The 14446-nt window shown below is 47.4% G+C and carries 13 protein-coding genes; 12 read left to right on the top strand and 1 reads right to left on the bottom strand.

From position 1 onward, the window contains the following. Positions 1–118 precede the first annotated feature (118 nt). From tig to ACXAD6_RS12380, 7 genes are all read left to right on the top strand, one after another. Positions 119–1405, top strand: coding sequence for a trigger factor (tig, locus tag ACXAD6_RS12410; protein ID WP_206935372.1), 1287 nt, complete (start codon positions 119–121; stop codon positions 1403–1405). A 324-nt stretch (positions 1406–1729) separates the two neighbouring features. Beyond that, complete coding sequence (gene clpX, locus ACXAD6_RS12405) at positions 1730–3007, top strand: ATP-dependent protease ATP-binding subunit ClpX (protein ID WP_027955236.1); 1278 nt, start codon at positions 1730–1732, stop codon at positions 3005–3007. Between the two features lie 259 nt (positions 3008–3266). Continuing rightward, positions 3267–5597 (top strand): endopeptidase La, encoded by a 2331-nt coding sequence (gene lon, locus ACXAD6_RS12400; protein ID WP_474969123.1) that lies wholly within the window; start codon positions 3267–3269, stop codon positions 5595–5597. Further along, positions 5587–6174, top strand: coding sequence for a ribosome biogenesis GTP-binding protein YihA/YsxC (gene yihA, locus ACXAD6_RS12395; protein WP_474969122.1), 588 nt, complete (start codon positions 5587–5589; stop codon positions 6172–6174). The genes lon and yihA overlap by 11 nt, the downstream gene beginning before the upstream one ends. Before the next feature lie 229 nt (positions 6175–6403). Next, a complete protein-coding gene (locus tag ACXAD6_RS12390) occupies positions 6404–7237 on the top strand; it encodes a transporter substrate-binding domain-containing protein (RefSeq protein WP_474969121.1) in 834 nt (277 codons plus the stop codon). A gap of 79 nt (positions 7238–7316) precedes the next feature. Then, positions 7317–7982 (top strand): amino acid ABC transporter permease, encoded by a 666-nt coding sequence (locus tag ACXAD6_RS12385; RefSeq protein WP_051254688.1) that lies wholly within the window; start codon positions 7317–7319, stop codon positions 7980–7982. A 28-nt stretch (positions 7983–8010) separates the two neighbouring features. Beyond that, on the top strand, positions 8011–8733 hold the full coding sequence (locus ACXAD6_RS12380) for an amino acid ABC transporter ATP-binding protein (protein WP_474970424.1): 723 nt from the start codon (positions 8011–8013) through the stop codon (positions 8731–8733). 55 nt (positions 8734–8788) lie between these two features. Here ACXAD6_RS12380 and ACXAD6_RS12375 read toward each other — a convergent pair whose 3' ends face one another. Further along, positions 8789–9280, bottom strand: coding sequence for a LiaI-LiaF-like domain-containing protein (locus ACXAD6_RS12375; protein ID WP_474969120.1), 492 nt, complete (start codon positions 9278–9280; stop codon positions 8789–8791). Between the two features lie 247 nt (positions 9281–9527). Here ACXAD6_RS12375 and hemA point away from each other — a divergent pair, with 247 nt between their 5' ends. From hemA to hemB, 5 genes are read left to right on the top strand one after another with little or no spacing between them, the layout of a single operon-like run. Next, complete coding sequence (gene hemA / locus ACXAD6_RS12370) at positions 9528–10901, top strand: glutamyl-tRNA reductase (RefSeq protein ID WP_474969119.1); 1374 nt, start codon at positions 9528–9530, stop codon at positions 10899–10901. A 13-nt stretch (positions 10902–10914) separates the two neighbouring features. After that, positions 10915–11733 (top strand): cytochrome c biogenesis protein, encoded by an 819-nt coding sequence (locus ACXAD6_RS12365; protein ID WP_474969118.1) that lies wholly within the window; start codon positions 10915–10917, stop codon positions 11731–11733. A 15-nt stretch (positions 11734–11748) separates the two neighbouring features. Next, on the top strand, positions 11749–12678 hold the full coding sequence (gene hemC / locus ACXAD6_RS12360) for a hydroxymethylbilane synthase (protein WP_474969117.1): 930 nt from the start codon (positions 11749–11751) through the stop codon (positions 12676–12678). Next, positions 12678–13454 carry a uroporphyrinogen-III synthase gene (locus tag ACXAD6_RS12355; protein WP_474969116.1) on the top strand — a complete coding sequence of 259 codons (777 nt, stop codon included), beginning with the start codon at positions 12678–12680 and terminating at the stop codon, positions 13452–13454. The genes hemC and ACXAD6_RS12355 overlap by 1 nt, the downstream gene beginning before the upstream one ends. A 2-nt stretch (positions 13455–13456) precedes the next feature. After that, on the top strand, positions 13457–14443 hold the full coding sequence (gene hemB / locus ACXAD6_RS12350; RefSeq protein WP_474969115.1) for a porphobilinogen synthase: 987 nt from the start codon (positions 13457–13459) through the stop codon (positions 14441–14443). Positions 14444–14446 lie beyond the last annotated feature (3 nt).

Genomic DNA, 14446 nt, shown 5'->3' with positions numbered 1-14446 from the left:
CGGGGATTATGTTATAATGTAATGGTTGCAAAAGAGATTCGTATGTAATCAGAGTCATAGAATCAGTAAACCATCGTCTCCGGACGAAAATGTGAATAGATGTTGGAGGGAATTTTTTATGTCAGCAAAATGGGAAAAGCAAGAAGGCAATGTAGGTACATTAACAGTTGAAGTACCTGCAGGCGAGTTCGACAAAGCCCTTGATTCTGCCTTTAAAAAAGTAGTTAAACAGGTACAGGTACCTGGATTCCGTAAAGGGAAAGTACCTCGTAAATTGTTCGAACAGCGCTTCGGGGTAGAATCTCTGTATCAGGATGCTCTTGATATCATCCTTCCGGAAGCTTACTCTAACGCCGTGGACGAAGCAGGCATCGAGCCGGTTGACCGTCCTGAAGTTGACGTGAAGCAGATCGAAAAAGGCCAGGACCTGATTTTCACTGCTGAAGTAACGGTGAAGCCTGAAGTGAAACTTGGCGAATACAAAGGTCTTACTTTTGAAGAAGAAAGCACAGAAGTTACAGACGAAGACGTAGACAGCGAACTGAAGCAGATGCAGGAGCGTCAGGCTGAGCTTGTTGTTAAAGAAGAAGGATCCATTGAGAACGGCGATACAGTCGTTATGGACTTCGAAGGATTCGTTGATGGGGAAGCCTTCGAAGGCGGCCAGGCGGATAACTACTCTCTTGAAGTAGGTTCCGGTTCTTTCATCCCTGGTTTCGAAGAGCAGCTTGTTGGTAAGCAGGCCGGCGAAGAAACAGAAGTGGAAGTCACATTCCCTGAAGAATATCACGCAGAAGAGCTTGCTGGTAAAGCGGCTACTTTCAAAGTGAAAGTTCACGAAATCAAAGGCAAAGAACTTCCAGAACTTGATGATGAATTCGCGAAAGATGTCGACGAAGAAGTCGAATCCCTGGAAGAACTTAAAACGAAAACACGCACGCGTCTGGAAGATCAGAAGAAAACTGATGCAGACAACCAGAAGCGTGAAACTCTTGTAAATAAAGCTTCTGACAATGCTGAGGTTGAAATTCCGGATGCCATGGTCGACACTGAGCTTGACCGTATGGTTCAGGAATTCGAACAGCGCCTTCAGATGCAGGGCATGACGAAAGACATGTACTTCCAGTTCACTGGTCAGGACGAAGACGCCCTTCGCGAGCAGATGAAAGAAGATGCTTCGAAGCGCGTGAAAACGAACTTGACTCTTGAAGCTATTTCCGAGGCGGAAAATGTCGGCGTAACCGATGAAGACGTCAATGCTGAACTGGAAAACATGGCTGGCATGTACCAGACAGATGTAGCTCAGCTGACGCAGATGCTTGGCGGGAACACGGACATGATCAAAGAAGACCTGAAAGTCCGCAAAGCCATCGACGTTCTTGTCGAAAACAGCAAAGCTGAATAATACTGATAGAAGACAAGGTGCCCGGGTACCTTGTCTTCTCATATATTTTCTTCGGAAACACCGTTTAGGCGGGGTGGTTTGTGGGGAAAATAATGATACTTCCAAGCGTTTTTACATATACTATTTAAGATGCTCAGAGGTTTGACTTATGCGTTTTATATCTACATAATGAGGGTGTCGCAGGAATTGACGGCACACCTCTGAAAGGTATTGCTTTTGTGTTTGGAGTTTATTTGGTATGATGGGCAAAAGAAGCGAAACGTTGGCGTCGTATCAGTAACTTCAGTCGCAACGATTGCGTCATTTTATTAAGGGGTGAAACGTATGTTTAAATTTAACGATGAAAAAGGACAATTGAAATGTTCTTTCTGCGGAAAGAGTCAGGAACAAGTCCGAAAACTCGTTGCAGGACCTGGCGTATATATATGTGATGAATGCATTGAATTGTGCACAGAAATTGTGGAAGAGGAGCTTGGCAACGAAGAAGAGGTGGAGTTCAAGGAAGTTCCGAAGCCTCAGGAAATCCGTGACATTCTGAATGATTATGTCATCGGACAGGATCAGGCGAAAAAGAATCTTTCCGTTGCTGTTTACAACCACTACAAGCGTATTAACGCCGGAGTGAAAAATGATGAGGTGGAGCTTGCGAAGAGTAACATTCTGATGCTTGGACCTACCGGAAGCGGTAAGACACTGCTTGCCCAGACCCTTGCACGTATCTTGAATGTTCCGTTCGCTATTGCAGATGCTACGTCTCTTACAGAAGCCGGTTATGTCGGGGAAGATGTGGAGAACATTCTTCTTAAACTGATCCAGGCTGCTGATTATGATGTAGAGAAAGCAGAAAAAGGAATCATCTATATTGATGAAATTGATAAAGTAGCACGTAAATCAGAAAACCCTTCCATTACACGTGACGTGTCCGGTGAAGGTGTCCAGCAGGCGCTTCTTAAAATCCTTGAAGGAACGCAGGCGAGTGTTCCTCCACAAGGTGGGCGGAAGCATCCTCATCAAGAATTCATCCAGATTGACACGACGAATGTCCTGTTTATCGTGGGTGGGGCCTTCGATGGGATCGACCAAATTATCAAACGCCGCCTGGGCAGAAAAGTGATCGGATTCGGCTCCGAGCAGGTGACGGACGAAGCAGAGAAGAAGGATCTTCTGACGAAAGTGCTGCCTGAAGACCTTCTAAGCTACGGTCTAATTCCGGAATTCATCGGACGCCTGCCGGTAATCGGCAGTCTTGAGCAGCTGGATGAGGAAGCATTGGTTGAAATTCTTACAAAACCGAAAAACGCTCTTGTCAAACAGTATCAGAAGCTGCTTCAAATTGACCATGTTGAGCTGGAAATGGAAGAGGAAGCGCTTCGTGAAATTTCCCGTCTGGCCATTGAACGGAAGACAGGGGCACGCGGCCTCCGCTCCATTATTGAAGGCATCATGCTTGATGTGATGTATGAACTTCCTTCCCGCGATGATATTGAGAAGTGTATTATCACGAAAGATACAGTCAAAGCGGAAAACGGCCGTCCGAAGCTTGTGCTTACAGATGGAACCGTAGAGGATGACAACAAACAGTCACCGAAAGAAAGTGCGTAACGCCTGAGGGGGTTATCCCTTGAAAAAGCCGTGCTACGAATAACTGTAGCACGGCTTTTTTATAGGGGCTTTACAGGCACGATCCAAGCATGAAACCGTAGTTTCTGCTTATAATAGGGATACCATAAGGAAAGGTCCCCTGCCTGACTCGAGGCCGGGGCTATGTGTGTTGGCACCATCTGGTATCGTTTCGTTTACTTTCCACTTACATTTCTATATGATTAAATTACGTATCCGCATTTATCGGAGGTGCAAATAGATGACAGACAAACAAAGAAACAATATACCTCTACTTCCTCTCAGAGGGCTGCTTGTCTACCCGTCCATGGTGTTACACCTGGATGTCGGCCGGGAGAAATCTGTCCAGGCCCTGGAGCAGTCCATGATGGATGATAATGAAATTTTTCTTGTTTCTCAAAAAGAAGTGAACATTGATGAACCAGCGTATGAAGACCTTTATTCCGTAGGGACCGTAGCCCGCGTCAAACAGATGGTGAAGCTTCCGAATGGAACCAACCGTGTGCTCGTCGAGGGACTGCACCGGGCAGGCATGGATGAATTCAGTGAGGAGGGCGACTTTTACCGGGCGTCTATTGAGATCATTGAAGATGAACATGAAGATAAAAACGAAGAAGAAGCATTGATGCGCATGCTGCTCGAACAATTCGAGAAGTTTGTAAAAGTATCGAAAAAAGTGACACAGGAAACGTACAACACTGTAGCGGACACGGATGATCCAAGCCACCTGGCTGATATCGTCTCGTCCCACCTGCCGATTAAATTGAAGGACAAGCAGGATGTGCTGGAAACCCGCAATGTGAAAGAACGCTTGAATAAGCTGATTGAGCTGATCGGCAATGAACGAGAAGTACTTCAGATCGAACAGAAGATCGGCCGTCAGGTGAAAAAATCGATGGAGAAAACACAGAAGGAATACTATCTCCGCGAACAGATGAAAGCGATCCAGAATGAACTTGGTGACAAGGACGGGAAAACTGGAGAAGTCGCTCAGCTGAAAGAAAAAATCGACAAGGCTTCCATGCCGGAACGGGTGGAACAGGTGGCTCTTAAAGAGCTTGGCCGTTATGAGAAGATACCTCAGAGTTCTGCAGAAAGCTCTGTCATCCGTAACTACATCGAATGGCTCGTTTCTCTGCCTTGGTCGGAGGAAACGGAAGACAACCTGGATGTGAACCGCGCGGAAGGTATTTTGGATGAAGACCACTACGGACTTGAGAAAGTGAAGGAACGGGTGCTGGAGTATCTGGCTGTCCAGAAGCTCACCCAGACGATTAAAGGGCCGATTTTATGCCTTGCGGGACCTCCAGGGGTAGGGAAGACCTCTCTGGCCAAGTCCATCGCACGGTCCATCAACCGTAAATTCGTCCGTGTATCTCTTGGTGGGGTGAGAGACGAAGCTGAAATCCGTGGTCACCGCCGGACCTATATCGGAGCGATGCCGGGTCGGATCATTCAGGGAATGAAGCGGGCGGAAACCGTCAACCCGGTTTTCCTTCTGGATGAAATCGACAAAATGGCAAGCGATTTTCGGGGAGATCCTTCTTCTGCGATGCTTGAAGTGCTCGATCCAGAGCAGAACGGGACATTCAGTGATCATTTCATTGAAGAAAACTATGACTTATCGAAAGTTATGTTCATAGCTACGGCGAACAACGTAGCCAACATCCCCGGACCCTTGCGCGACCGGATGGAAATGATTACGATTGCCGGTTATACAGAAGTGGAGAAACAGCAGATTGCCAAAGAGCACCTGCTTCCCAAGCAGATTAAGGAAAATGGCCTGAAGAAAAGCCAGCTACAGGTGAGAGAAGAAGCCCTTCTCAAACTGATCCGCCGCTATACCCGTGAAGCGGGTGTCCGGGGATTGGAAAGAGAATTGGCCGGATTGTGCCGAAAAGCGGCTAAGATTATCGTAGCCGGTGACAAGCAGCGCGTCGTCGTCACCGAAAAAATGCTTGAGGAACTTCTCGGCCGTCCAAAATTCCGTTATGGACGGGCAGAGCTTGAAGATCAGATTGGTACAGCCACCGGTCTTGCCTATACGACAGCAGGTGGAGATACACTTTCTATTGAAGTGTCCATCTATCCAGGAAAGGGCAACTTGACGTTGACGGGTAAATTGGGAGATGTCATGAAAGAATCCGCTCAGGCAGCCTTCAGTTATATCCGTTCACGCGCGGCTGAACTTGATATTGATCCGGAATTCGTGGAGAAGAACGATATCCACATTCACGTACCTGAAGGAGCGACACCGAAAGACGGCCCTTCAGCGGGGATAACGATGGCCACCGCTCTTGTATCCGCTCTTACCGGACGTCCTGTCCGCAAGGAAGTCGGGATGACTGGTGAAATCACACTCCGCGGCCGTGTGCTTCCAATCGGCGGCTTGAAGGAGAAATCTTTGAGTGCGCACCGGGCGGGCTTGACGAAAATCATCATTCCTGATGAAAATAAAAAAGACCTGGAAGATATTCCAGACAGTATTAAAGAAGGCTTGACCTTCGTCCCTGTGAAACACTTGGATGAAGTATTGGATCAGGCATTGGCGGAGGGTGCACATGAAGGTTAATACCGCAGATATCGTCATTAGTGCGGCGAGCAGGAAACAGTATCCCAACCAACCGATTCCGGAGATCGCCCTTGCCGGGCGGTCCAACGTCGGTAAGTCATCGTTTATTAACAAGATGATTCAACGAAAGAACCTGGCCCGGACATCTTCCAAGCCGGGAAAAACGCAGACGCTTAACTTTTATATCATCAATGATAAATTCCATTTCGTTGATGTGCCCGGTTATGGCTATGCGAAAGTTTCCAAAAAGGAACGGGCCAAATGGGGAGCGATGATGGAGGAATATTTTGCTGAGCGTGAACAGCTGAAAGCGACCGCGCTCATCATTGACGTCCGCCATAAGCCTTCCGAGGATGACCAGGCGATGTATGACTATTTGAAGCATTTTGACGTGCCGGTGATGGTTATTGCAACAAAGCTGGATAAAATTAAAAAAGGGCAGCGCCATAAGCAGCTGAAAATGATTCAGGAGGTGCTGGAAATGGAAGAAGAGGATACCCTTATTCCATTTTCATCCGAAACAGGTGAAGGAAAAGATAAAGCCTGGAAAGCGATGCTCTCTCATCTGCAGGTATAAAAGAAGACCGTTCTCCCTATGGGAGAGCGGTTTTTTTATGTATTTTTCTATTAAAGAGGAGGAATATCGAGTATTTATAAGGTATATCTAGTATTTATGCATTATATCCGCTGTACCCTTCTATTTACCCATTTTTAGAATCTCACTAATTTTGGGAAATATTTGATAAATCGATATACTTTTAATATTACAGAAAGATGACAAACAGAGAAGGGATGATACAGGGCTGATGAAGAAAATGAATGGGATGCTGCTGTTATTCATGACTCTGGTGCTGGTGCTTTTCCTTGCTGCTTGTGGAAGCAGTGACGATGGTGCTTCCGGAGATGAAGGAGACAGTGGTTCAGAGGATACATCAGAAAATAATACGGATTACGAGCTGGTGGAGGAAGGGACATTTACCTTTGCGGCTTCCGGAGAGTTCCGTCCTTTCAGCATGACAGGGGCCGATGGAGAGATGGAAGGCTTCGATATTGACTTGGCCAATGCCATTGCAGAGGAACTGGGACTTGAACCGAGTCCTCAGAAACAGAAGTTCGCTAGTATTGTAGAAGGGGTGAAAACCGGTCGTTTTGACGCAGCGGTCGCCAGCCATACGATTACAGACGAGCGTAAGCAGGAGGTGGACTTCTCGACACCTTATTATTACTCAGGTGCACAGATTTTCACCCGTGCAGACAGTGACATTGAAACCCTTGAGGATCTGGAAGGCAAAGAAATCGCTCTTTCTAAAGGATCCACATACAGTCAGTATGCAGAAGAAGTGACGGAGAATATCAAGACCTATGACAGTGATGTCGTAGCCCTGCAATCTTTGTCCAAGGGTCGTCACGATGCTGTCATTACCGATTTTTTGACCGGAAAGGAAGCTTCCGGTGAAGGGCTGGATATCGAGGCCAAGGAAATGATTGAACGCAGCGAGCAGGCCGTCGCTGTATCGAAGGAAAACACAGAATTACTAGATGAGATCAATGCAGCACTGGAAACACTTCGAGAAAATGGTACCCTTTCTGAAATCAGTGAGGAATATTTTGGGGATGACATCACAACGCCTCCTGAATAAACCGTGATGTTAGACAGGAACGAAGGTGAAGAGTGCGCAGCCGCGTACTCTTTTTCATATGACAGAGGAGTTGGTGCAGATGTATTTGAATGTTGTTCATTTCTGGGATTCATTGATCAGCAGCCGGGGGATGTTCTTTGAAGCGGCTCAGCTGACGCTCGCCTTAACGGCTGTCTCCATTTTTATTGCGATTTTCATCGGTCTTATGTTTGCTTTTATGAAGATTTCCGATATCAAAGTGTTGGAATGGATAGCGAATATCTACATTTATGTAGTCAGAGGAACACCGTTGATCGTCCAGATTTTTGTTTTCTACTACGGGCTGACCGAAATATGGATGATCAGTGGGTTCTGGTCGGTAGCGCTCGGTCTTGCCTTCCATAATGGAGCCTACATTGCTGAAATATTCAGAGGTTCAATTCAGTCGATAGGAAAAGGACAGACGGAAGCAGGGCGCTCCCTCGGAATGAGTCAGGCGCTTACGATGCGCCGGATCATTCTGCCTCAAGCGTTCAGGCGTGCGTTGCCACCGCTGGGAAATCAGTTTATTATTGGGTTGAAAGATTCATCCCTGGCTGCATTTATCGGGGTATCGGAGATTTTCGCTGTCGCCACCACTCAGGGGGCGAATACCTTTGATTACATGACCTGGCTGCTTGTCAGTGCGGTATGGTATTTGATTCTGGTCTTCCTGCTGACCCTTGTTGTCGGGGCTGTTGAGAAGAAACTGGCGGCCAGCGATTAATGGAGGAGGAAATCGATTGTCTGATTATATGATTGAAGCGAATCAATTAAATAAATATTTTGGAGACCTGCACGTCTTGAAGGATATTGACTTTCAAGTAAAGGAAAGTGAAGTCGTCGTCTTGATCGGGGCCAGTGGTTCCGGGAAAAGTACGATGCTTCGCTGCCTGAATTTCCTGGAAATGAAAAATGGCGGAGAGCTGTACATTCAGGGGAAAGAAATCAATCCGAAGAAGGATAACCTGAACGAAGTGCGCCAGCGGGTCGGAATGGTATTCCAGCACTTTAATCTGTTTCCGCATAAAACGGTGCTCGGGAATGTAATGGAAGCTCCGCTGCAGGTAAAAAAGCTCTCCAAGGCGCAGGCGGAAGAGGAAGGGAAGCAGCTGCTTGAAAAAGTCGGGCTCGGCGATAAGGCGGATGTATTCCCGTCCCGCTTGTCCGGTGGACAGAAGCAGCGTGTAGCCATCGCTCGCGCCCTGGCGATGAAGCCTGAAATCATGCTGTTTGATGAGCCTACTTCAGCGCTTGATCCGGAGCTTGTCGGAGAAGTGCTTCAAACGATGAAGACCCTTGCTCAGGAAGGGATGACGATGGTCGTCGTTACGCACGAAATGGGATTTGCCCGTGAAGTGGCCGACAGAGTCGTGTATATGCACGATGGAAAGATCGTCGAGAGCGGGACCCCACAGGAGATTTTCGAAAATCCGAAAGAAGAGCGGACACAAGCCTTCTTAAGTTCTATCCTGTAAAAGAAAAACAAGGCTGTCGATGAATGTCATCGACAGCCTTGTTTTTCTGCTTCTCTTACGTTTTCTTTTTAAGAAGGTACAGACCGAAGGCAATCAAGGCCAGAGGCCAGAACCTTTCGACTAATAGGAAGAATTGGTTGATCCACTGCATCCAGGCAGGCATGGTGGGTGAAAAAAGGACAAAAGCTCCTGTCCCGAGCAGGACTAGGGCTGGAATGAGTCCTTTTTTTGTTTTTCTATACTGAAGCAGAAAAGCGGCGCCGACAATACAGAGGTACACGCCCCAGTGATCGCGCCAGAAAACCAGCTGATCAACAGCTAGAAAATGAATCCCGAAACCAGTAACGATCGTTCCTGTAAACAGACTGGAAGTATCTTTACTCACATAGCTGTGAAACAAAAAGGCTGCGCCGACCAGCACGAGCAGGAACGGCCACGAGTAAAACGGCTGCAAGTGGGGAATATTGAGATGACGAAGAAAAAAATACGCACCCAGTCCAATGAAGAGAAACCCAAGCAGGGTATGGTTTTTATTCAATGTGCTCACATCCAGTCATTATGTAATGATAATGTTTGTTCCTTGATATTCTCCTGTAGATTTGGTATATTACAAACGAATTATAAATTAGATTCGTTCTAATCTAATAATTATAAGTATTTGATTGAATAACTCTATTTCATCCTATCATAACAGATTCAAGATCTGTTCATAATTGGGACAAAAAATCTTCCGTTATTTATGTTATAATCTACACTACAGGAGAAAATCTGCACGTGTAATGGGGGTATACGAAATGCACATTATAGCCGTCGGTCTTAATTACAAAACAGCCCCTGTGGAAATTCGAGAGAGGCTCACATTTTCTGAAGAGAAGCTTGAGGAAGCTATGGCCCAGTTGAACGGGCGTAAAAGTGTCCTGGAGAATGTGATTATTTCTACATGCAACCGTACGGAAATTTTCGCCGTCGTGGACCAGATCCATACAGGACGGTATTATATTAAACAGTTTTTAGCTGACTGGTTTCAAGTGGATAAAGAGGCGTTCACCTCTTACCTTGCGATATATGAAACAGATGGAGCTGTCGAGCATCTACTGCGCGTCACTTCCGGCCTTGATTCCATGGTTCTCGGAGAGACGCAGATCCTTGGACAGATGAAGCAGGCGTTTCTGCGTGCGCAGAATGCAGGCACGACGGGAACAATTTTCAACCAGCTGTTCCGACAGGCCGTCACCATGGCGAAGAAAGCACATAGTGACACGGAAATCGGTGAAAACGCTGTCTCGGTCAGTTATGCAGCTGTTGAGCTGGCGCGGAAAATCTTCGGTGACCTCGTTCATAAGCACATTGTGATTCTGGGTGCTGGAAAAATGGGCGAACTGGCCGCCAAAAACCTTCACGGATCCGGTGTTCGTAAAGTGACTGTGATCAACCGCACGCTGGAAAAAGCGCGGACTGTTGCCGGTCAATTTAACGGGTATGCCCGGACGATGGATGAACTGGAAGCGGTACTCGCGGATGCGGACATCGTCATCAGTTCTACAGGTGCGTCCGAATATGTGATTACGAAGGAAATGATGGAGCCCGTTCATAAGAAACGGAAGGGCAAGCCGCTTTTCTTCGTCGATATTGCTGTGCCTAGAGACCTGGATCCAGCGATGGAATCATTGGAAAGTGTCTTTCTCTATGATATTGATGACCTTCAGGGAATCGTAGATGCCAATCTGGAAATGCGCAGACAGGCTGCGGAGGAAATCGAGATTATGATGGAAGCGGAAATCGTGGAGTTCAAGCAGTGGCTCCAGACGATCGGTGTAGTTCCAGTGATTTCTGCGCTTCGTTCCAAAGCCCTTGATATCCAGTCGGAAACGATGAAAAGCATTGAACGGAAAATGCCTGACTTATCCGACCGTGAACGGAAAGTGTTGAACAAGCATACGAAGAGTATCGTCAACCAAATGTTAAAAGAACCGATCTCACAGGCCAAGGAACTGGCGGCCCAGCCGGATTCTGAAGAAACCCTGAAGCTGTTCACCCAGATCTTCGGTATTGAAGAGCAGGTGGAAAAAGAGGTCCAGGAGCAGGAAAAAAAGAACAGCTCAGCGAATGAGCGTCATATAGAGGCCGATCATTCTGTTTCCATCATCAGCCCTATGATTCATTCCTGAGGGGGGCGGCTCCATGTTTGAGTTGAAATGGGTGTACGAGCTGATCCTTTTCCTTTATGGACTCAGCCTGATCGGGTATTTTATTGATTTTGTCCAGACAAACCGGAAGGCCAACCGTGCGGCCTTCTGGTTGCTTAGTATGGTCTGGGTTCTGCAAAGCGTCTTTCTGTTGTCCCAGTTTTTCATGAACGACAACTTTCCAATCATGACGGTTTATGACGGCTTATATTTTTATACGTGGATTCTCGTCACGTTTTCTCTATTAATCAACCGGCTGTTCAAAATGGATTTTCTCGTATTCTTTACGAATGTCGTCGGTTTTTTGATTATGATTATTCATATTTTCACAAGGGCTCAGAATGTAATGGAGAAGGAAGGGGTGGCGCTGGTCAATGAGCTTCTCGTCATCCACATCAGCCTGGCGATTATCTCCTATGGCTTTTTCACGCTTTCCTTTATTTTCTCCATCATGTATTTACTGCAGTACCGGCTGTTAAAAAAGAAAAAATGGAATGCCAAATTGTTCCGGCTCGGTGATTTAACAAAGCTGGATCATTTTTCTTATATTGCGGTCATTTTAGGCGTGCCCCTCCTCCTCATTGCCATCATTCTCGGGGTTGTCTGGGGTTATGTTTCAACAGATGTGTTCTACTGGTATGATTTTAAGACGCTCGGCTCTTTCCTCGTGTTGATCGGTTATATGATTTATCTCATTCTGCGGGTGGTTAAAGGGTATCAGGGACGGACCATTTCCATATTTAACGCCGCCGCCTTTTTATTTCTACTTATCAATTTCTTTTTATTCAGCTCCCTATCCAATTTTCACTTTTAAAGAGGAGGAACAAGCATGAGGAAAATCATTATCGGCTCTAGAAAGAGTAATCTGGCCATCACTCAGACGGAATGGGTGATCGATCAGCTGAAACAGATTGATCCATCCTACGATTTCGAAATTAAGCGGATCACGACAAAAGGGGACCAGATCCTTGATGTGACGTTATCTAAAGTAGGAGGCAAAGGCTTGTTCATCAAAGAGATCGAACAGGCGATGTATGACGGTACCATTGATATGGCTGTCCATAGTATGAAGGATATGCCGGCTGTGGTGGCTGAAGGGTTGACGGTCGCTTCCGTACCCATCCGTGAAGATCACCGCGATGCGTTCGTTTCCAACGGTCACGTTGCCTTGAAGGATCTTCCGGAAGGTGCCATCGTTGGGACCAGCAGCCTGCGCCGCGGGTCTCAGATCAAAGCGGTCCGTCCGGATCTTGAAATTAAATGGATCCGCGGGAATATTGACACGCGCCTTAGAAAGTTGAAAGAGGAAGATTACGACGCGATCGTTCTGGCCGCTGCCGGTTTGAAGCGGATGGGCTGGGATGACAACCTTGTTACAGAGTATTTGGAGCCGGAGGTTTGTGTACCTGCTGTCGGTCAAGGAGCGCTCGCTATCCAGTGCCGTGAAGAGGATAAAGAACTGCGTGATTTTCTTATGAAACTGAATCATGAATATACGCAGACGACAGTGGCGGCCGAACGGAAATTCCTTCACGACTTGAATGGCGGATGCCAGGTTCCGATCGGCGGGTACGCTTACCGGAAAGGCGATGATATCGTTCTTACCGCTTTAGTGGGAACGCCGGACGGCGAAACGATTCTTCATGAGACGGTCACTGGACAGGATCCGATTGAAGTCGGGCGTCATGCGGCTGATCTTTTAAGAGACCAGGGGGCACAGGAGATCGTTGATCGTGCCAAAGAGGAGTATGGTCAGTAATGGACGCGCCACTGCAGGGGAAGAACATCCTCATTACTAGAGGCAGATCCCAGGCGGCGCCGTTGAAAGAGCGGATTGAGGAAGCGGGCGGTGTTCCAAAACATACCCCGCTTCTCGCTTTTCAATTGAACGATCAACAGAAAAACGAACACATAGTAGAAGAACTTCACGAATTTTCCTGGATTTTTTTAACCAGTTCCAATGCCGTGAAGTTTTTTTTCAAATGGCTGGATAGGCATGGCCGGGTTCTTCCTGATCAGGTCCGTATAGCTGTCATCGGCACAAAAACAGAACGTGCGCTGCAGAGGTATGGAAGAAAAGCGGATTTTTTGCCTGCATCCTTTCAAGCGGCTAAAATGGAAGAGGAATTTTTTCAAATGTACCCGGATCCGGGAAAGCTTTTATACATACGGGGAAACCGTTCCCGGGACGTTCTTCCGGAAGCTTTTCGTAAACGTGGCGTGTTTTTCAAATCGCTGACCGTTTATGATACGCTGTTATTGACGAGTAATCAAAAAAATATTACCAGCTGGCTGGAGAACGGGGACCTGGATGCCTTGACGTTTACAAGCCCGTCCACCATACAGGCTTTTAAAGCGGTGACGAAGGGCAGCCGGGAAAACGGGTTGTCCCTGCCCTGCTTCTGTATCGGACCGACGACGGCCCGGAAAGCGGAGGCGGAAGGGTTTACCTGCGTGTTCACTCCGCCGCAGTATACCATAGAACACATGGTGGAACAGATGGTTTTCTATTTTAAGAACGAAAGGAATCGATAGGAATGAAAGATCTGCAATTTAAACGGCACCGTCGACTGCGCCGCACGGAATCCATGAGGGCGCTCGTAAGAGAAACACATCTGCGCACAGATGATTTGATCTATCCGATTTTTGTCGTCGAAGGCCGGGATATTAAAAATCCAGTAGCTTCCATGCCGGGAGTTCATCAAGTGTCTCTTGACCACTTGACGTCCGAAATGGAGGAGCTTGTGACGCGAGGCATCCGTTCAGTGATCGTCTTCGGAGTTCCTGGACATAAGGATGACGTCGGGAGTGAAGCTTATAATGAAGAAGGCATCGTCCAGCGTGCGATCCGCCAGATTAAAGAAGAGGTACCTTCCCTGACCGTCATTGCTGATACATGCCTGTGCCAGTATACCGATCACGGTCACTGCGGCATCGTTCGTGACGGGGACATCGCTAACGATGAATCCTTAACCTACATTACCCAGACAGCTGTCACCCAGGCACAGGCCGGTGCGGATATTATTGCTCCGTCCAATATGATGGACGGCTTTGTCGCAGCCATCCGCCGGGGACTTGATGAAGCCGGCTTCAGTCATATTCCAGTGATGTCCTATGCCGTGAAGTTTGCGTCCGCCTTTTACGGTCCATTCCGCGATGCTGCTCACAGCTCTCCTCAGTTTGGAGACCGCCGTGCTTATCAAATGGATCCATCTAACCGACTGGAAGCTCTTAGAGAAGCAGAGTCTGACGTCGAGGAAGGCGCTGACTTCCTTATCGTCAAACCGGCACTGGCTTATCTTGATATCATGCGGGAAGTGAAAGACCGTTACAACCTGCCTGTCGTCGCCTATAACGTCAGCGGCGAATATTCCATGATCAAGGCTGCTGCCCAGAACGGCTGGGTCAATGAAAAAGAAATCGTCCTTGAAAAGCTGACCGCTATGAAGCGGGCCGGTGCGGATTTGATCATTACGTACTTCGCTAAAGATGCGGCAGACTGGCTGAAGGAAGACCAATCATAAGAA

The sequence above is a fragment of the Halobacillus sp. ABH2_015 genome (assembly GCF_056158945.1).
This window is presented reverse-complemented; position numbering and strand designations above follow the sequence as displayed.